General features: G+C 60.7%; 17 protein-coding genes and 2 pseudogenes. 10 read left to right on the top strand and 9 right to left on the bottom strand.

The annotated features are described in order from the left end of the window. Window positions 1-190, top strand: a pseudogene (locus tag ACE04F_RS14645) (DUF480 domain-containing protein); the annotation flags it as partial. Here the strand turns inward: ACE04F_RS14645 and ACE04F_RS14640 are convergent. Then, complete coding sequence (locus tag ACE04F_RS14640; protein ID WP_486107751.1) at window positions 191-1,009, bottom strand: shikimate 5-dehydrogenase; 819 nt, start codon at window positions 1,007-1,009, stop codon at window positions 191-193. A gap of 247 nt (window positions 1,010-1,256) precedes the next feature. Between ACE04F_RS14640 and ACE04F_RS14635 the strand changes: the two genes are divergently transcribed. Further along, window positions 1,257-1,625: a hypothetical protein gene (locus ACE04F_RS14635; RefSeq protein WP_486107749.1), complete on the top strand. Its 369-nt coding sequence runs from the start codon at window positions 1,257-1,259 to the stop codon at window positions 1,623-1,625. Between the two features lie 79 nt (window positions 1,626-1,704). On the opposite strand, the gene ACE04F_RS14630 is transcribed toward ACE04F_RS14635, so the two are convergent. The 5 genes from ACE04F_RS14630 to ACE04F_RS14610 form a co-directional block, all read right to left on the bottom strand. After that, window positions 1,705-3,225, bottom strand: a complete 1,521-nt coding sequence (locus ACE04F_RS14630; protein ID WP_486107747.1) for a nucleobase:cation symporter-2 family protein — start codon at window positions 3,223-3,225, stop codon at window positions 1,705-1,707. A gap of 131 nt (window positions 3,226-3,356) precedes the next feature. Next, window positions 3,357-4,184, bottom strand: coding sequence for an arylamine N-acetyltransferase family protein (locus ACE04F_RS14625; protein WP_486107745.1), 828 nt, complete (start codon window positions 4,182-4,184; stop codon window positions 3,357-3,359). Between the two features lie 99 nt (window positions 4,185-4,283). Continuing rightward, window positions 4,284-5,078, bottom strand: coding sequence for an exodeoxyribonuclease III (gene xth, locus ACE04F_RS14620; protein ID WP_486107743.1), 795 nt, complete (start codon window positions 5,076-5,078; stop codon window positions 4,284-4,286). A gap of 70 nt (window positions 5,079-5,148) precedes the next feature. Continuing rightward, window positions 5,149-7,725: a bifunctional diguanylate cyclase/phosphodiesterase gene (locus ACE04F_RS14615; RefSeq protein WP_486107741.1), complete on the bottom strand. Its 2,577-nt coding sequence runs from the start codon at window positions 7,723-7,725 to the stop codon at window positions 5,149-5,151. 198 nt (window positions 7,726-7,923) lie between these two features. Beyond that, window positions 7,924-9,495 carry a GGDEF domain-containing protein gene (locus ACE04F_RS14610; RefSeq protein ID WP_486107739.1) on the bottom strand — a complete coding sequence of 524 codons (1,572 nt, stop codon included), beginning with the start codon at window positions 9,493-9,495 and terminating at the stop codon, window positions 7,924-7,926. Window positions 9,496-9,519: 24 nt separating this feature from the next. Here ACE04F_RS14610 and ACE04F_RS14605 point away from each other — a divergent pair, with 24 nt between their 5' ends. The 6 genes and pseudogenes from ACE04F_RS14605 (at window position 9,520) to ACE04F_RS14580 (ending at window position 13,754) form a co-directional block, all read left to right on the top strand. Then, the gene (locus ACE04F_RS14605; protein ID WP_486107737.1) at window positions 9,520-9,687 is read left to right on the top strand and encodes a hypothetical protein; all 168 of its coding nucleotides are present in this window, start codon (window positions 9,520-9,522) and stop codon (window positions 9,685-9,687) included. Between the two features lie 68 nt (window positions 9,688-9,755). Continuing rightward, complete coding sequence (gene chrA / locus ACE04F_RS14600; RefSeq protein ID WP_486107735.1) at window positions 9,756-11,114, top strand: chromate efflux transporter; 1,359 nt, start codon at window positions 9,756-9,758, stop codon at window positions 11,112-11,114. 154 nt (window positions 11,115-11,268) lie between these two features. Next, window positions 11,269-12,420 carry a mechanosensitive ion channel family protein gene (locus tag ACE04F_RS14595; protein WP_486107733.1) on the top strand — a complete coding sequence of 384 codons (1,152 nt, stop codon included), beginning with the start codon at window positions 11,269-11,271 and terminating at the stop codon, window positions 12,418-12,420. 102 nt (window positions 12,421-12,522) lie between these two features. After that, window positions 12,523-12,835, top strand: a pseudogene (locus ACE04F_RS14590) (type II toxin-antitoxin system RelE/ParE family toxin). A 2-nt stretch (window positions 12,836-12,837) separates the two neighbouring features. Further along, window positions 12,838-13,125: a helix-turn-helix domain-containing protein gene (locus tag ACE04F_RS14585; RefSeq protein ID WP_434601281.1), complete on the top strand. Its 288-nt coding sequence runs from the start codon at window positions 12,838-12,840 to the stop codon at window positions 13,123-13,125. A gap of 152 nt (window positions 13,126-13,277) precedes the next feature. Further along, complete coding sequence (locus ACE04F_RS14580) at window positions 13,278-13,754, top strand: hypothetical protein (RefSeq protein ID WP_486107731.1); 477 nt, start codon at window positions 13,278-13,280, stop codon at window positions 13,752-13,754. Window positions 13,755-13,800: 46 nt separating this feature from the next. Here ACE04F_RS14580 and ACE04F_RS14575 read toward each other — a convergent pair whose 3' ends face one another. Next, complete coding sequence (locus ACE04F_RS14575; RefSeq protein WP_486107729.1) at window positions 13,801-14,076, bottom strand: hypothetical protein; 276 nt, start codon at window positions 14,074-14,076, stop codon at window positions 13,801-13,803. A 159-nt stretch (window positions 14,077-14,235) separates the two neighbouring features. Then, entirely contained in the window at window positions 14,236-15,468 is a 1,233-nt protein-coding gene (locus ACE04F_RS14570; RefSeq protein WP_486107727.1) for an MFS transporter, read from the bottom strand. Between ACE04F_RS14570 and ACE04F_RS14565 the strand changes: the two genes are divergently transcribed. Then, window positions 15,467-15,610 carry a hypothetical protein gene (locus ACE04F_RS14565; RefSeq protein WP_486107725.1) on the top strand — a complete coding sequence of 48 codons (144 nt, stop codon included), beginning with the start codon at window positions 15,467-15,469 and terminating at the stop codon, window positions 15,608-15,610. The two genes, ACE04F_RS14570 and ACE04F_RS14565, sit on opposite strands and share 2 nt — an antisense overlap. Before the next feature lie 18 nt (window positions 15,611-15,628). Here the strand turns inward: ACE04F_RS14565 and ACE04F_RS14560 are convergent, their stop codons facing one another. Then, window positions 15,629-16,678 (bottom strand): NAD(P)-dependent alcohol dehydrogenase, encoded by a 1,050-nt coding sequence (locus tag ACE04F_RS14560; protein WP_486107723.1) that lies wholly within the window; start codon window positions 16,676-16,678, stop codon window positions 15,629-15,631. Between the two features lie 180 nt (window positions 16,679-16,858). On the opposite strand from ACE04F_RS14560, the gene ACE04F_RS14555 reads away from it, so the two are divergent. Continuing rightward, the gene (locus ACE04F_RS14555) at window positions 16,859-17,776 is read left to right on the top strand and encodes an AraC family transcriptional regulator (protein ID WP_486107721.1); all 918 of its coding nucleotides are present in this window, start codon (window positions 16,859-16,861) and stop codon (window positions 17,774-17,776) included. Window positions 17,777-17,785 lie beyond the last annotated feature (9 nt).

The raw sequence follows: 17,785 nt of genomic DNA, 5'->3' as shown, positions 1-17,785 counted from the left end.
CCCGCCCGGCCAGCGTGAAGACCGCTACATGCATGCCATGGGCGACCCCGCGGACATCGAGGCCATCCTCGCCGCTCGCCAGCACCCGGTAGAACGCGGTGGCGCCGGCAGCGGCGTGTCACTGGAACGCCTTGAAGAGCTCGAAGCGCGGATCGCCGCGCTGGAGGAGCGTCTGGCGCGCCTGGAGTGATCAGGACCGGGCGAAAGCCACGGCCTTGTCGAATTGTTCCAGGTTGGGTCGCACGCCCGTGTACAGCACAAACTGCTCCAAGGCCTGGATCGCGATCACCTCCAGCCCGGTGATGACCCGCTTGCCTTCTGCCCGGGCCCGGACGATCAACGGCGTTTCCGATGGAATCGCCACTACATCGAATACCGTCTCGGCTGCGACGAGGGCATCGGGCTCGAACGCCAGGTGGTCCGCTTCAGGACCACCGGTCATGCCGATCGGCGTCACGTTGATCAGCATTTGTGGCCGGCGAGCGCCCAGCTCGGCTTGCCATTCGTATCCCAGCGAGTCGGCCAGGGCTCGGCCGGTGGTTTCGTTGCGGGCGACAATCAGGCCATTTTTATAGCCGCCATCGCGCAAGGCACTGGCGACCGCCTTGGCCATGCCGCCGCTGCCACGCAGGGCGAACGTCGAATCCTTGGGTACGGCATGGGTTTGCAGCAATTGGGCGACGGCAATGTAGTCGGTATTGTAGGCCTTCAGATGGCCGTCGGTGTTGACGATGGTGTTGATCGACTGGATCGCGGCGGCGGAAGGATCCAGCTCATCCACCAGGGCGATGCAGGCCTCCTTGAACGGCATCGACACGCCGCACCCGCGGATGCCCAGGGCGCGAATGCCACGCACCGCACCCGGCAGGTCGCGACTGCTGAACGCCTTGTAATAGAAATTCAGGCCCAATTGTTCATAGAGGTGATTATGAAAGCGCAGGCCGAAATTGCCCGGGCGCCCCGATAGTGACATGCACAGCTGGGTGTCTTTGTTGGGATTCATCTGCATGCTCGTCTCCTTGAAACACTTTCGGATAAACGCGATCGCCGTTCCGACCGGTCCTGTTCGATGCTCAGACCTCGGGCGCAGCGCAGCGACTCGCCATCCGCTGTAAAAAGATCAGCCACAGACCTTACACAATATTTACCCAATGGCGGTGCAAATACGGGGAAAATCGCTGTCAGAGCAAGTATCCCCGCGCCCTAATCGGGTCTGTCGCAGGCCACAGGCGCCGGGGCTGGAACGAGGAATCGCCATGAAACGCAAACTTCCCATCATCGCCCTGCTCGTGGGGGCACTCGCGGTCACCGGCCAGGCATCCGCCCATGGTCGCGGTGGTTGGGAGGGTCCCGCGGTGTTTGGTGCGATCGTCGGCTCGGCCATTGTCGGCTCCGCGCTCATCAACCGCGACCGACCGGTTTATGTCGAGCAACCGGTGTATGTCCAGCCACAACCGGTCTACGTCCAGCAGCCTGTCTATGTGCAACAACCGCCACCGGTCTATTACGCGCCGCCACCGGTATACATCGAGCGCCCGGTCTACTATCGCCCGGCGCCGGTGTATTACGGGCCACCACGGGGCTATTACTATGGCCCGCCGCGCGGCCATTACGGTCGCTGGTAGTCCGCTCAGGGGTCATAAAAAAGCAGCCGGTGATCGATGATCACCGGCTGCTTTTGTTTTTACTCTTGCGATTGCCAGATCAGACGTGCTCGCTGCTCTTCAACCGCACCGGGCCGTGCTCTTCCGGCGAATGAGCGGGTTCCGCCACCACCGGAATCTCGTTGCCATCGCAGTCATGCAATTTCCCATCGCTGAAATAATCGCCTTCACGCAGTGCAGCCAGGTCCTGGTAGCGCAGCACCCGCTCGGTACCGGCGGCGAAAACTGACTGCTGGTCGGAGTTGCCGGTGGTGAAATGATTGAACGCCAGGTTCAGGATAATCGCCATGATCGCCGAAGAACTGATCCCCGAATGGAAGATCGTCGCGAACCAGCTGGGGAAATGGTCGTAGAAGTTCGGTGCGGCGATCGGGATCATGCCGAAGCCAATGGAAGTGGCGACAATGATCAGGTTGACGTTGTTGCGGTAGTCGACCTTCGACAGGGTTCGGATACCACTCGCGGCAACCGTGCCGAACAGCACGATGCCGGCACCTCCAAGCACCGAGGTCGGCACGGCGGCGATCACCCGTCCCATGAACGGCAGCAACCCGAGCACGACCAGGAACACCCCGCCGGTAGCCACGACAAAACGGCTCTTGATGCCGGTCACCGCCACCAGCCCGACGTTCTGGGCAAAAGCACTCTGGGTGAAGGAGCCGAAGATCGGGGCGATCATGCTCGATAGCATGTCGGCTCGCAGACCATTGCCCAGACGCCGGGAATCGACCTTGGTGTCGATGATTTCCCCCACCGCCAGGATGTCAGCGGAGGTTTCCACCAGCGTCACCATGATCACAATGCACATCGACAGGATCGCGGCGATATGGAACGTCGGCATGCCGAAGTGGAACGGCGTTGGAAACCCGAACATCGGGCCTTCGCTGACGGACGAAAAATCCGCCATGCCGAGGAATACCGCGATGACGGTGCCGATGACCATTGCCAGCAGGATCGACAGGCGGGAAATCGTCGCACTGCCCATTTTGCTCAGTACCAGCACCAGCACCAGCGTCAGCGCAGCCAGGCCGATGTTCGCCATGCTGCCGAAATCCGCGGCGTGGCTGTTGCCGCCCATGGCCCAGCGCGCCGCCACCGGCATCAGCGTCAGGCCTATGGTAGTGATGACAATGCCGATGACCAGCGGCGGGAAGAACCGGGTGATGCGCGAGAATACTGGAGTGATCAGCAAGCCGATCAGGGACGCCGCGATTACCGCACCAAGGATGGCCTGGAAGCCCCCTTCCCCGCCGGTTCCGACGATCGCCACCATGGTCGCGACGCCGGAAAACGAAACGCCCTGCACCAGCGGCAGCTGGCAGCCAAAGAACGGCAGGCCGAGCGTTTGCAGCAACGTCGCCAGCCCTCCCGCGAACAATGACGCCGCGATCAGCAGCCCGATGTCCGCCGGTGACAAGCCGGCCGCCTGGCCGATGATCAAGGGCACCGCGACGATGCCGCCGTACATGGTCAACACATGTTGCAGGCCGTAAGCCATATTCGCGCCGACGCCAAGGTTTTCGTCCTCGGGCCGTGGGAGTGAAACATGGGGCGTTTTCATGGTTCGGGGGTTCCCTGTTTTTTGTTATGCGCACACTGTATTCAAAACTCAGGACAAATGTCCATAGAGTTGTATACAACTTGTCGCGCACGGATCACCTACAAGGTTGCAAATCCCGAACCAGTTCGCATTCAACTTCGCGCTATCAGCCCTTCCGCCGCCGGCCGCAGCAGTTCCCGTGGCGGCACCCGTAGCCCGAACTCCGTCTCCAGCAGGTCGATCAACTCGTCGGCGTCCATGATTGTGCGTCGCTCGCTTTCGTGCCCGATCCGATGCACGGCATAGCTGTTGCCGTTGAGGGTCTTGCGCCAACCGTCACCCGTGCGGGCGACCATCAACCGCTCCTTGAACGGGGAATCCGGATGACTGCAGACGTACCAATTGCCGACGATGTAATCGATTTCTTCCTGGCGCTGCAGGTCGAACAGGTACATCGGCCGCCATTCGCCCCCTACGTTGGCGCGCAGCATGTAGCCGTCTTCAGTGGTCTCGATGCGGTACGGCTCGTGAGGAGTGGCCTGGACCTCGCGACTGTCCAGCAACAGTGGCGCGGTCGGCACCATGCCACCGAAGCCGACGTCGGTTACATGGCGCACGCCGTCAAGCGTCACCAGGCTCAAGCGATGGGTGCGTGCGGTCCAGGCGCCTTCAGGCGCGTTCATCACCACTCGTCCGGTGATACCACGGGCCTCGAAGCCCAGGTCCTGCAAAAGGGCCAGGAATAGCTGATTGAGCTCGTAGCAATAACCGCCGCGCCCTTGCTCGAAGATTTTTCGTTCCACCGACTCAAGGTCGATCGGCACCGGCTGCCCCAGCAGGGTCGAGAGGGTTTCGAAGGGGAACTCGGCCGTATGACGCCACTGCAACTGGCGCAACGAATCGAGCGTCGGGGGTGGCGCCGTGTCGAAACCCAGGCGCCGCAGATAACGACCGCAATCACTCAGTCGAGGTTGGTTCATGGGGTGTCCTTTCCTGTTCAGGTGCAGGGCTTGTGCAGGCACCCCGCCGTTGGCACAGGTATAAGGCATTTCCCCTGGGTGGACAATGATCCGGCGGCTTCAACGGCGCTTGCGCGAAGACAGACGAATCCAGGTCGGGGCATGGTCGCTGGGGTGTGGCTGGTTCCTGACCCAGGCATCCACCCCCGCCTCGCTCAGGTAGGCACTGGCGACGGGGTTGAGCAACAGGTGGTCGATACGTAGCCCGGAGTTTTTTTGCCAGTGCTGGCGGAAATAGTCCCAGAACGTATAGATCCGTTCCTCCGGGTAGAGATGACGCAACGCATCCGTCCAGCCCTGGTCCAGCAGGCGCTGATACCGCTCGCGGCTTTCCGGCTGCAACAGTGCATCCTTGAGCCAGGAGCGTGGGTTGTAGATATCGAAGTCCGTGGGCACCACGTTGTAGTCGCCCGCCAGCACCACTGGATGGTCGCTGGCTTGTAGCCCTTGGGCGTAGTCGATCAGCCGTTCGAACCAGGCCAGCTTGTAGTCGAACTTCGGACCCGGCTGTGGATTGCCGTTAGGCAGGTAAAGGCAACCTACCAGGACGCCGTGCACGGCCGCCTCGAGATAGCGGCTGTGATTGTCTTCATCTCCGCCCGGCAGGCCGCGCCGACTCTCCAGCGGTTGCGCATCGCGGGCCAGGATGGCGACGCCATTCCAGGAAGCCTGGCCATGCCAGATCGCCCCGTACCCAGCCGACTCCAGCTCCGCCGCCGGAAAATCCTTGTCCGCCGCCTTCAACTCCTGCAAGCAGGCGATGTCGGGTTTCTCGCGCCCCAGCCATTCCAGCAGGTTAGGCAGCCGAGCCCGGATGCCGTTGATATTGAAAGTCGCGATTCGCAGCTTTTTCATGGGCAGGCAACTCGAAAAACCAAAGTACTAGCTGTGACCGATGACAAGCCGCGGAGGTTGCAACAACCGCTCAGGAGCCGGTTTTCGGCAGGGGCGGAGCGCTCTCCAGCAGATGCGCGAACGCCTGCTTGTCAATGGGGCGGCTGAGAAAATACCCTTGCACTTCGTGGCATTCATCCGAGCCCAGCGTGCCCAGTTGAGCCAGCGTTTCGACACCTTCGGCGGTGACCGTCAGGCCCATGGCCTTGCCCAGGTTGATGATCGCCTGGACCACGGCGCGGTCGTTGCTGCTGTTGCTCATAGAGGCGATGAAGCGCTTGTCGATCTTGATGCCATCGAATGGATAGGTACGCAAATAACCGAGCGACGAATAGCCGGTACCAAAATCGTCCATGTTCAAGCGCACCCCCAGTTCCTTGAGCGCATTCATGACCTGAAGCGCACCGTCTACATCGTTCAGCATGACGTTCTCGGTGATTTCCAGTTCCAGGCGACTCGCCGGGAAGTGGGTATCGATCAACACCTGGCGCACGTCCTCGACCACGTCGCTGCGTTCGAATTGCGCAGGTGAGAGGTTGACCGAGACCATCAGCTCGCCCGGCCAGGTCAACGCAGTTTCGCAGGCCTCGCGTAACACCCAACGCCCAAGCGGGACAATCAGGTCGGTTTGCTCGGCCAGCGGGATAAACGCGTCGGGGCCCAGCAAGCCCTGGGTCGGATGTTGCCAGCGAACCAGCGCCTCGACAGCGACGATGGTCTTGCCATCCACGGTATAGCGAGGCTGAAAATGCAGGATGAACTCATGTTTCTTCAATGCCTGGCGAAGGTCGCTTTCCAATTGGCGACGATGCTGGATCTGATCGTTCATGTGCGAGGCGAAGTAGCACCAGGTCTTCTTGCCCTCGGATTTGGCCTGGTACAGGGCGATGTCGGCGCAGCGGATCAACTCGCCCGGCACATAACCTTGGCGCCGGCTTACGGCAATGCCGATGCTCGCGCCAATGTGCAACGAATGGGTCTCGTAGTGGATCGGTCGCTGCAAGCTGTCGATCAGCCGTGCGCAAAACCGGTCGATTTCGGTCGAGTGCTCCACCCCGCTGAGCACCACCACGAACTCATCTCCACCCAGGCGCGCCACCAGATCGTGCTCGCGGGTACAGTCGCGCAGGCGCTGGGCCACTTCCAGCAGCACCGCATCGCCGGCCGGGTGGCCCAGTGAATCGTTGATCGGCTTGAAGTTATCCAGATCCACCATCAGCAAGGCCAGCGGTACGGAATGCTCCTTGGCAAGCAATGCATCGTCCAGATGCCGGGCCAACTTGTTGCGATTCGGCAGGCCGGTCAGCGCATCGTGCATCGACAGATGCTGGACCTGGGCATGGGCGGCCACTTCATCGGTGATGTCGCTGGCGGTGCCGCGATAGCCCGTTACCACAGCCTTGGCGTAGATCGGCCGCGCCGATACCCGACAGAATCGCAACTGTCCGGAATGGTCGCGGTAGGAACACCGCAGGTTGCTGGCGCTCTGCTCTTGAACCAGTTTGCCCAACCACAAGGCAATCGGCGTGGTGTCGCAATACAGCAACTGTTCGATGTCCTGACCCAGCCATTGCTGATCGGAAAAGCCGGTGACCGTGTTGAAACGCCCCGACAGATAAGTGATGCGTTGCTCGCTGTCGATCTCCCATATCCAGTCCGACGCCGCCTCCGCCACGGCGCGGAAGCGCTCTTCGCTCGCTTCGAGCGCCTGTTTCGACGTTTCCAGGTTGTCGTAGCTGGCATCCACCTGTCGAGCGGTGCGCATGGCATAGCGAAAAAAATACGCCGTGAGCAGCGCCAGGATCAGCAACGCGCCACCCAATGGTGGGACCAGGGACCACAGCAGCTGCTGGCCTGGCCGCTCCAGTCGGGACACCAGGCTGTAACCTGTGCTATCCAGCGGCACGGCTGGTTGACCAGGCGCCAGCGCCGTGTCTTTCACCAGGTTCAATTCGTTCAGGCCGTAGCTCTTGCCTACCTTGCGAAGCTTGACCGGCGTCAGTTGGTCGACAAAAAGCAGCACCGAAGTCCCCGTAGCCTCGACTTTGGGACGTTCGTCGTTGGGCAGGATCACCGAAGCCGTCACAATGGCGGGCCAGCCTTCGAACAAGGTGTAGCGGATCATCGGCCTGGTCAGGTCCGGTTGCGCCTGGAGCTGATCGACGAGGTCCCTCAGCGGCGTATCGATATAGGCCGTGGCCTCTGCCTGGACATGTTGTCCGCGCACCACGGCATATTTGGTGCGTTCGCGGTCGATGACGAATACCCCTTCGTACTCATCGTTGGTGAACAGAGTCTTGCCCATGTTGTGTTCGGCATAGGCCCACTGCACATCGACCTCACCGTTGAGGCGTTCATAGGCGGTGGTCCAGTAGGCGTAACTGGCCATGTAGTTTTTCGAGGCGGTGATGCGATTCTCAAGCGCGCGTTCGATATAGAAGTGGGTCTTGCCCACGTCGTCCGCATCAAGCTTTTGCGCAATATTGAACAGCGCGGCGACGGCCATCAGGACGCCCATTACGAACAACACGCCAACCGCTACCACCAGGCGACGGGTAATCGGCGTGTGACGTGTGACGTCAGGGGAGATATCGGCAGCGGAATCCATTGATCTGCTCCTGTCCTTTCGGCGTTGGCTTCGCCGTGCAAACTTCACTGCATGAACCGCGTTGGGCCTGGATTTGCTTAACCTTAGCAGCCACTGCCGCGCCAGTTGGCGACCCTACAGAGTTTGACGAAAAGGGCTACGCGTCACCTACGTGTCAAATAATGGACATTGAGCCAGCGCCGATGATTCCAATGGATCTCAGCGATCAGAACGCTCCAGCGCCTCGAACGCGTGCTCCCTGGACAAAGCCGCGACACAGTTACGACCGCTGTGTTTGGCCTGATACAGGGCCGCATCGGCTCGCTGGATGAAGACTTCTGTACTGTCCAGACTGCTGGGCACGAAGGCATGGCAACCCAGGCTGACCGTCAGGTAGCCGGAGGGGGCGGCCGAATGGGTGATCTGTTTATCGATGACGCTACGGCGGATCTGTTCGGCCAATGCCATGGCGCCGTGCAGGTTCGTATCGGGCAGCAGGACGGCAAACTCTTCACCACCATAACGCACCGCCAGGTCAGCCTTGCGATGGCAGCAGTCCTTGAGCACCTTCGCCACTTCCGCCAGGCAATGATCACCCGCGACATGTCCGTAGGTGTCGTTGTAGCGCTTGAAAAAATCAATATCGAGCATGATCAGGCTCAAGGGGCTGTGCTGGCGGGCGCCTCGACCGAATTCGTTGCCCAGGGCCCGCTCGAACAGCCGGCGGTTCGCCAGTCCGGTCAGGCTGTCATGGGTGGCGATCAGCTCCAAGGCTTGCTGGGCTTTGCGCAGGTCCGCTTCGATCCGCTCGCTGTTACGCACCTGATGGACGAAAACCCAGCCAAACAGGCAGATACCCAGCACCACCAAGGCCACGATCAGGCTCGATTGCACCGCCCGGTCATACCAGCCTGCAAGGATAGCGGGCTCAGACATCGCCGCAATGACCACCAATGGGTAGGCTTGCAGGTGTCGGTGGCCATAAAGCCTGACGATGTCATCGGTGGCGGAGCGGATCATTTCCTCATCGGACGCCCCCACCGTCGGGTCGTGTTGAAAAATGTGATGTCGCGCCATGGACGCACCGACCAGCGCCTCGTCGAACGGCCGCCGCGCCAGCAAGGTCCCATCGGACAACGCCAGGGCCATCTCGCCTTTGTCATCGAGGTTGAAACTCTTCAGGAACTGGTCGAAATACGACATTTTGATCCCGGCCAGCAGCACGCCCTGGAAATTACCCTTGCGGTCATTCAGCCGGCGGGAAACGGGAATTATCCATTCGCCGTTCTGCCGGCTGCGGATCGCCGGGCCGATATGAGCGACCAGCGAGGCATTCTCGCGGTGAAACTGGAAATATTCGCGATCCGCGATGCCTGATCCCCGGTGCAGCTTTTCAAACGAGGTGATGACCCACTGGCCGTTCTTGTCGAACAGAAACAGACCATGCAGTTGTTCCAGAGATTGCACGCGCCGGGCGAAGGTCTGTTGCAGCCGCGCGCGCACCGCCGGGCCGTAGCCATCGATCTGGATCCAGTCCGCCAGGCTGCCGAGCACGAGATCGGCCTGCAGGAAAGTATCCTGGGCCTGCTGGGCCATGGCACGGGTAAGGTTGCCCGAAGCAATCCGCGCCGACTCCAGGTCGTGACGACGGGATTGCTCCAGTTGCAGATAGAGCAAACCGCAGAGGCACAGGCACACCGTCGCGATAAACGCCACCGCAGCCTTGAGCAACGGCAGGCGCTTGAGGGTGCCGCCGGGCGCATGGAGCGGATCATTGATGGGGATAGACAAGCGAATTCCTGAAGAGGGCAAAGCATGAGCAGATTGCTCAAAGCCCCTAATATTCGTGAGCTTAGCGTACCGCTTGGAGGGCGGCAATTTGCCGATGAGACGAAGTCGATGGATGGCTTGGTGGATCCAAAAAACCACTCATCATTTGGCTTAAATGCCGCCCTCGAAGCGTTTTTTACACGCAAACCTTAACCGGGGACTATCTAAAACGTGTCTCGCCCCATAACTTAGGTGGCCTTGATACCCAGGGCCCGCGGACCATGAGCACTCCGAACCAAAGCGCTGTTGATCACCTACAGACCAGACCGTCGACCGTCAGCCTGCGAGCGGCCTTCTGGTTCTGGCTGAAACTGGGTTTCATCAGCTTCGGCGGACCGGCGGGCCAGATCTCGATCATGCATCAGGAATTGGTCGAGCGTCGGCGCTGGATCTCTGAACGGCGCTTTCTCCACGCCTTGAACTATTGCATGCTGCTGCCCGGCCCCGAGGCCCAGCAACTGGCGACGTATCTGGGCTGGCTGATGCATCGAACCTGGGGCGGAGTAATCGCCGGGGCGCTGTTCGTCCTGCCTTCGCTGTTCATCCTCATCACATTATCCTGGCTATACGTCGCCTTTGGCGAAGTGCCGGTGGTGGCCGGCATTTTTTATGGCATCAAGCCCGCCGTGACGGCGATCGTCGTGCATGCCGCGCACCGGATAGGCGCGCGCGCGCTCAAGAACAACTGGCTGTGGGCAATCGCCGCCGCGTCGTTTACGGCGATCTTCGCCTTCAACGTACCCTTCCCGCTAATCGTACTGGGGGCGGCAGTCATCGGTTACTTCGGCGGTCGCTGGGCACCGGAAAAATTCAGCCTGGGCGGCCACGATGCCAGGCGCAAGTCGTTCGGCCCGGCCCTGATCGATGACGATACACCGACCCCGGAACACGCTCGTTTCAGTGCCACCCGCCTGGCCCGACTGCTGATCGTCGGGGCGCTGCTGTGGATTCTGCCGATGGGCCTGTTGACCGCGATGTTTGGTTGGGAAGGAACCTTGACGCAGATGGCCTGGTTCTTTACCAAAGCGGCTCTGCTGACTTTTGGCGGCGCGTATGCAGTTCTGCCCTACGTGTATCAAGGCGCCGTCGGACATTTCGGCTGGCTGACACCGACCCAGATGATTGACGGCCTGGCGCTGGGCGAAACCACTCCGGGACCGCTGATCATGGTGGTCGCGTTCGTCGGTTTCGTCGGGGGTTACGTAATGCAGGTGTTCGGCCCCGAAAAGGCGTTTCTGGCGGGTGCGGTTGCGGCCACGCTGGTGACCTGGTTCACCTTCCTGCCCTCGTTCCTGTTCATTCTGGCCGGCGGTCCGCTGGTGGAATCGACCCATGACGAATTGAAATTCACCGCGCCGCTGACAGCGATCACCGCGGCGGTGGTGGGGGTGATTCTCAACCTCGCCTGCTTCTTTGGTTACCACGTGCTCTGGCCCAAGGGCTTCTACGCAGCACTGGACTGGCCATCGGCAATCCTTGCAGTCGCGGCGTTCATTGCATTGTTCCGCTATAAACGCGGCGTCATCCAGGTGTTGCTGGGCTGCGGCCTGGCCGGGCTGGCGGTGCATCTGCTGCGCTAAGAGAGGCGCTTGCGTCGGATCAGCGGCCACGCCCGGGGCCGCTGACAGCAAGAAAATTGAACGGGCCTTTGCCACCTGTGAACTAACCAGGTTCATGGCCCGGCCGGTGCGGTCAGGGCACAACCTGAACAGAAATGGCACAGGTGATCCATCCATGGACTCAAGCTCCCTCGATATTTTTACCGACACCCAGGTACTGGGCATTTCCATCGCTAATTGGCTGCTGGCACTGAGCGTGATGACGGTGAGTTTTATTATCGCCAGGGCTGGCGTCGGTTTTCTGTTGAAAAACGTGCGTGCCCGGGCACAAAAACCCGACGCTTATGTCAGCCACATCGCCGTCGAAGTACTGTCCAGTACCAGCAATACCTTGTTATTGCTGGCCTCGATCCTGATCGGCGTTGGCGTACTGGACTTGCCGGAACGCTGGCTGGGTCGAGTCAGCAGCCTCTGGTTCGTGGTGGCGGCCCTGCAAGTGGGATTATGGGCAAACCGAGCGATCGCCCTGGCGTTGATGCATTATTTCGCCCGCCACAGCCACTCCGACATTCATCAGAAAAGCGCCTTGGCCACCTTGAGCCTGTGGGGTGCGAAAGTATTTCTCTGGGCGGTGGTGCTCCTGGCGATGCTGTCCAACCTGGGCGTGAACATCACGGCGTTTGTCGCCAGCCTCGGCGTGGGCGGCATCGCCGTGGCGCTCGCGGTGCAGAATATCCTCGGGGACCTGTTCGCTTCGCTGTCGATTGCCGTGGACAAACCTTTCGAAGTCGGCGACTTCATCGTCGTCGGCGCCCTGGCCGGGACCGTGGAACATGTCGGTCTGAAGACCACGCGAATCCGCAGCCTGGGTGGCGAGCAGATCGTCATGGCGAACGCCGGCATGATCAGCACCACCATCCAGAACTACAAACGCCTCCAGGAGCGCCGCATCGTCTTCGAATTCGCCCTGCCCCAGGAATGCTCGACAGAACAACTGCGGCAAGTACCGGTCATCGTCGAAAAGATCATCAAGGCCCAGGAAAAAACCCGCTTCGACCGAGCACACTTTCGCGGTTTCGGTGAAAGCGCCCTGGAATTTGAAACGGTCTATATCGTCCTGGACCCGAGCTACAACGTCTACATGGACATCCAGCAGGCGATCAACCTGGGCATGATGGAAGAGTTCGCCAGGATCGGCGTGCGCTTCGCCATGCCGTCGCGCGCGGTGCATGTGGCTTCGTTGCCGGATGCGGTTGAGCGGATGGCCAGCAGAGGTGATGAGAGGTCCTCCACGCAAAGCGCTCCCTCGTTTCGGGCGCAACACTGAGTCCACGCATACGTTGGAGATTGTCGTTACAACTTTCCAGATGAATAGGGAAACTGCGTCCTATAGGATTGTCCGCCGGTAAGCCATTGGCGTACATTAGCTATGATTTTTATTGAAACCCAACGTTCACCCGGCGGGTCAGGGAGTTGATAGATGACAATGATTTTTCGCGCTGCAGATAACATTGCTTCGCAACCCCTGCGCGGGTGAAGTCATAGAAGCCACCGGCGGGATCCGAAAGATTCGCATCGCAGCTAAAGGCCATGGAAAACGCGGCGGAGCCCGGGTGATTTACTATCACTTCAACTCGGCCTCACAGATTGCCTTACTGATGATCTATTCGAAAAACGAACAGCAAGACTTGACGGGTGATCAACGCAAAGCGTTGAAAATGATCGTCGAGCACTGGAGATAACCATGAGCAGATTTTTCGATGAGCTGATGGAAAGCGTGCAACAGATGGATGAGATTGTCCGAGGAGAGCGTCAGCCGTCCCGGGAGTTCATCGTCGATGCGTTGCAGGTGAAGGAGATACGAAAAGCCACCGGCCTGACCCAAGCCAAGTTTGCAGCATTGATCGATGTTCAGTTGGGCACGCTACGCAATTGGGAGCAGGGGCGGCGCGAGCCAACCGGTCCCGCGAAAGCTTTGTTACGGGCCATTCATAACGACCCTGAACATGTCATCAATGCCCTCGCCATATAGGTCACCCGATTCGAAAAGTTACTCGCACATGGCTGCGAACGCCCGAAATCAGCTCGCTGCGAGTCAAAACGAAACCGCTCCATGACCCAGCGCAACTGAGCCCCCCCACTCCATCAGCTACGCTCAACCTATCACCACGACAGGGAATCGACATGAGCAAGGCAGACGAACTCGCGGCGAAGCTGAGGCAGGCCCAGCGAACCCCAGCCGACATCGACAACTGCGCCGACCTGGCCATCGAACACTGGCCCGGCCAGGTCTACGACTTGTACCGTCAGATCGAAACATGGCTGGCGCCGGTGTGTGGGGCGGGCCTGGTTATCCGGCGCAATCCGACCCACGTCTTCGAGCGCCACTCCAGCGGATCGACGTACAACTACGCCATTGACCAGTTGGTGATCGAGGGCAACCACCGGCGCATCTCGCTCGATCCGATCGCCCGCTTCTCCACCAGCGCGGAGGGATGCATCGAAATCCATATGCAAGGCGTGAAGCGCTGCATCCTGCGCACCGTGGGCGAGCATGGCGAATCGCTCTGGCAGCTACGGCCGACCGGGCAACAGGCCGAACCCGTAGCGCTGAATGAGGATGCTCTGCTTATGATCATCGAGGAAGGGTTGGGGCTTTAAGCAAATGGGCGACCTGTCGGGTCGCCCATTTTTGAACACAGGAGGTTCAGCTGGCAGCCGATTCAAATGCCGCATCAGGCCCGTTTTGCATGGGATCGCCAGGCGCCGCCGTTTGCCGGCCGACCAGGACCGCCAAGGCGTTATCGATCTCGTCAGCCGCGCCTTGAGCGTGCTGGGCATCCGCCCAGCTCCAGTAGCGCTCGGACACCAGCCCGCCCACAGCCTGCGCGCAAAGTTCATCACAACTGACGCCCATCTTGCCCGCGGCCGCAATGACCGCCAGGAGCGCCTGCTCCAATTGGGAAATTCTTTCAGTAGACACAACTAACCAACTCGGTAGGTAACGAGTTTGCAGCTTACCAAGATATCAATATGCCACCAAACTGCAGGCGCCCAACGGTCTCGTCCAGCTTCGGTTGTCCGATAGCATCAGGGATTTTTTTCCCTGCTTATAGATCAACGAAGCCTGCATTGGTTTCGATCAGGTTGACTCCCGCACCGCGCCATATGTCGCGTCGCTCGACGCTTGCGAAGGCTTGCGAGCCGCGGCACGGGCCGCCAGCATGGTCAGTACCGCCGCAACGACCAACACGGCCGCGCTGGTTTCAAACGTCGCCCGATAACCGCTCAGGTCGAACAGGAGGCCACCCACCGTGGCACCAGACGCAATGGCGAGCTGGACGATCGCCACCATCAATCCGCCGCCGGCCTCGGCATTTTCCGGCAACGTCCTGGCCAGCCAGGTCCACCAGCCAACCGGCGCCGCCGTTGCCACCAGCCCCCAGACACCCAGCAGCACGGCGGTCATGACCGTTGACCCGCCGAACGCTACCAGCGCAAGAGCGATTGCAGCCATCAACAACGGGATGACGATGAGGGTCCGATACAGGCCGTTCCTCAAAAACCAACCGATCAGGAAGGTTCCGAGCAAACCGGCCAGGCCAATCACCAGCAACATGAACGACAACAGCGACACGCTCACCTGCGTCACCGTTTCGAGGAAGGGACGCAGATAGGTGAACAACATGAACTGGCCCATGAAGAACGTGCTGACGGCCAGCATGCCCAACGCAACCGGGGCCTGGGTCATCAGCTTGAAAGGATTGCCGCCGCCCTGCTTCATCCGCGAGGGCAGCGAGGGCAGGCTCAACAGCAACCACGTCAGGGCGAGCGCGGCGACCGGCACGATGCAGAAGAACGCGCCACGCCAACCGATGATTGCTCCCAGGAAGCTACCCAATGGCGCGGCGACTACCGTCGCCAAGGCATTGCCGCCGTTGACGATGGCCAATGCGCGGGGGACCTGGTCCTCCGGCACCAGGCGCATGGCCGTAGCGGCCGACAGCGACCAGAAGCCGCCAATCGCAACGCCGATCAAGGCGCGGCCGACCATGAACGTCACGTAGTCGGGGGCCAGCGCAGCCACTGTGCCGGAAACGACCATCAGCAGCGTCAACGCCGAGAGCAGCCATTTGCGGTCGACCCGGGCGGCAAAGGTGGCAATAAACAGGCTGGTGACCAGGGCGAAGGCGCCTGAAACGGCGATGCCTTGGCCGGCCTGTCCTTCACTGACATGAAGGTCCGCCGCTACCGGTGTCAGCAGGCTGACCGGCATGAATTCCGAGGCGACCAGCGCGAAGGCAGCCAACGACATGGCAAGCACCGCGCCCCACGCAGGCTTACCCTGCGGGGTGGGCGATAAAGTATGGATCATGGATAACAACCTGAAATTTATGAAAGGGCGCGAAACCCTTGGGCGAGCGAACTCGCTCGCGATGACGACGGCACAATCCGCCCACAGGCGATTGGAACACCGCGATCGCGCGCAGGCCCGCTCCCGCATCAATCGGGCCTGAACGCTTTGAGGCTTACATTCAACCGGCCAACGTAGCGTTGTCGATCACGAAGCGATACTTGACGTCGCCCTTGAGCATCCGCTCGTAGGACGCGTTGATCTGATCCGCACGAACCAGCTCGATGTCGGCAACGATGCCGTGCTCAGCGCAGAAATCCAGCATTTCCTGGGTTTCGGCAATCCCACCGATCATGGACCCGGCAATGGTTCGACGCTTCAGGATCAAGTTGAAGACATTGGGCGACGAATGAGGCGTCGCTGGAGCGCCCACCAGGGTCATCGCGCCGTCGCGCTTGAGCAATACCAGGAAAGCGTCGAGGTCGTGGGGCGCCGCCACGGTGTTGAGGATGAAGTCGAAGCTCTTGGCGTGGGCGGCCATTTCATCAGCATTACGCGACACGATGACTTCATCGGCGCCCAACTGCCGGGCGGCCTCGCGCTTGGATTCTGATGTGGTGAACGCCACGACATGCGCGCCCATCGCGTGAGCGAGCTTGATGCCCATGTGCCCCAGGCCACCGATACCGACCACGCCGACTTTCTTGCCCGGCCCGGCGTTCCAGTGACGCAATGGCGAATAGGTGGTGATGCCTGCACAAAGCAGTGGCGCGACGGCGGCCAATTGCTCTTCAGGGTGACGGATGCGCAGCACATAACGCTCATGCACCACGATGTTCTGCGAGTAGCCACCCAAGGTCCAGCCCGGATCATCCGGCGTCGGGAAGTTGTAGGTACCGATCATGCCGTCGCAGTAGTTCTCCAGGCCGCTTTCGCAGTCCTCGCAATGCTTGCAGCTGTTGACAATGCAGCCGACGCCGACCAGATCACCGGTCTTGAACGCGGAAACATGGGCGCCCACCGCCGACACGAGGCCGACGATTTCGTGGCCAGGGACGCAAGGGAACTGAGTGCCTGCCCATTCGGCGCGCACCTGGTGCAGGTCCGAGTGGCAGATTCCACAAAAGGCGATGTCGATTTGCACGTCGTGCGCGCCGGGTGCGCGGCGATTGATCTGCATCGGTTCAAGGGGTTTGTCGCCCGCGTGGGCGCCGTAGGCTTGTACACGCATGAGATGACTCCTTGTTGAGTTGAATTCAACTGGCAGTTTCAGGGACCGGCGTCATTGGCCGGTAGAACATTTCGCTGGAGTTCTTGCCCGATCCTGTGAGCCTGCTTATTTGCCGTAGGCAGCGCTTCGCTTGGCGAGTTAAGGTTCTGCCTATAACTATCACTCCGACAGACAATCGAAATGACCATCCAAGGCAAATCGCCGCAAAAGATGCTCGCGGACCTCATCGCTCCCCGGACCACGGAATCGGGTGACGTCGAAACGTCAATGCCCGGCCTCTGCCTTTTCCGGCGCGACGCCCCTGCCCCGCCCGCGACCTGCATGATCGAACCGAGCATCGTTCTCGTCGCCCAGGGGATGAAGCAGGTCTGGATTGGTGGCCAGGCGTATGGGTACGACACCGGGCGATTCCTGATGACTTCACTGGATATGCCGGCAAATTCCGAAGTGATGGTCGCGAGCCCGGAACAGCCATGCCTGGGCCTGGTGCTGCGGCTGGATTTGCGCATGGTTGCCGATCTGGTCGCCCAGGGCGGGCTGGCGCCGCGTCTTGAGCGCCCAGTCGGGATCGGCGCGGGGATCGGCACCAGCACAGCGGACTTCCTGGCGCCGTTCGTACGCCTGCTGGCATTGCTGGATGAACCCGAGGCGATCCCCATCCTGGCGCCGCTGATCCAGCGCGAGATCCATTACCGATTACTGCTGAGCGACCAGGCGGCGCGGCTGCGCCAGATCGCGTCCGTCGACAGCCAGGGCTACCGGATCGCCAAGGCCATCGACTGGCTGAAGTTGAACTACGCCGCGCCAATCCGCGTGGATGACCTGGCGGCACGGGTACAGATGAGCGCCCCGACCTTTCACCATCACTTCCGCCAACTCACGGCAATGAGCCCCCTGCAATACCAGAAGTGGCTGCGGCTGAACGAAGCAAAACGGCTGATGCTCAACGAACACCTGGACGTGGCCAGCGCCGCCTACCGAGTGGGTTACGAAAGCCCCTCGCAGTTCAGCCGCGAATACGCCCGCCTGTTCGGTGCGTCGCCCAAGCGGGACATTGCGGCGTTGCGCAGGCCGGCGAGTGCGAGCAAGGGTGTTTGACTACTGTGC

It is taken from the genome of Pseudomonas sp. AGC41, assembly GCF_057334555.1.
This window is presented reverse-complemented; position numbering and strand designations above follow the sequence as displayed.

Excerpts from the sequence above, each read along its gene's own strand:
- ACE04F_RS14615 (WP_486107741.1), bottom strand. The coding sequence starts at position 7,725 with ATGGATTCCGCTGCCGATATCTCCCCTGACGTCACACGTCACACGCCG.
- ACE04F_RS14595 (WP_486107733.1), top strand. The coding sequence starts at position 11,269 with ATGGACTCAAGCTCCCTCGATATTTTTACCGACACCCAGGTACTGGGC.
- chrA (WP_486107735.1), top strand. The coding sequence starts at position 9,756 with ATGAGCACTCCGAACCAAAGCGCTGTTGATCACCTACAGACCAGACCG.
- xth (WP_486107743.1), bottom strand. The coding sequence starts at position 5,078 with ATGAAAAAGCTGCGAATCGCGACTTTCAATATCAACGGCATCCGGGCT.
- ACE04F_RS14630 (WP_486107747.1), bottom strand. The coding sequence starts at position 3,225 with ATGAAAACGCCCCATGTTTCACTCCCACGGCCCGAGGACGAAAACCTT.
- ACE04F_RS14625 (WP_486107745.1), bottom strand. The coding sequence starts at position 4,184 with ATGAACCAACCTCGACTGAGTGATTGCGGTCGTTATCTGCGGCGCCTG.
- ACE04F_RS14585 (WP_434601281.1), top strand. The coding sequence starts at position 12,838 with ATGAGCAGATTTTTCGATGAGCTGATGGAAAGCGTGCAACAGATGGAT.
- ACE04F_RS14560 (WP_486107723.1), bottom strand. The coding sequence starts at position 16,678 with ATGCGTGTACAAGCCTACGGCGCCCACGCGGGCGACAAACCCCTTGAA.
- ACE04F_RS14555 (WP_486107721.1), top strand. The coding sequence starts at position 16,859 with ATGACCATCCAAGGCAAATCGCCGCAAAAGATGCTCGCGGACCTCATC.
- ACE04F_RS14640 (WP_486107751.1), bottom strand. The coding sequence starts at position 1,009 with ATGCAGATGAATCCCAACAAAGACACCCAGCTGTGCATGTCACTATCG.
- ACE04F_RS14635 (WP_486107749.1), top strand. The coding sequence starts at position 1,257 with ATGAAACGCAAACTTCCCATCATCGCCCTGCTCGTGGGGGCACTCGCG.
- ACE04F_RS14605 (WP_486107737.1), top strand. The coding sequence starts at position 9,520 with ATGAGCAGATTGCTCAAAGCCCCTAATATTCGTGAGCTTAGCGTACCG.
- ACE04F_RS14570 (WP_486107727.1), bottom strand. The coding sequence starts at position 15,468 with ATGATCCATACTTTATCGCCCACCCCGCAGGGTAAGCCTGCGTGGGGC.
- ACE04F_RS14565 (WP_486107725.1), top strand. The coding sequence starts at position 15,467 with ATGGATAACAACCTGAAATTTATGAAAGGGCGCGAAACCCTTGGGCGA.
- ACE04F_RS14580 (WP_486107731.1), top strand. The coding sequence starts at position 13,278 with ATGAGCAAGGCAGACGAACTCGCGGCGAAGCTGAGGCAGGCCCAGCGA.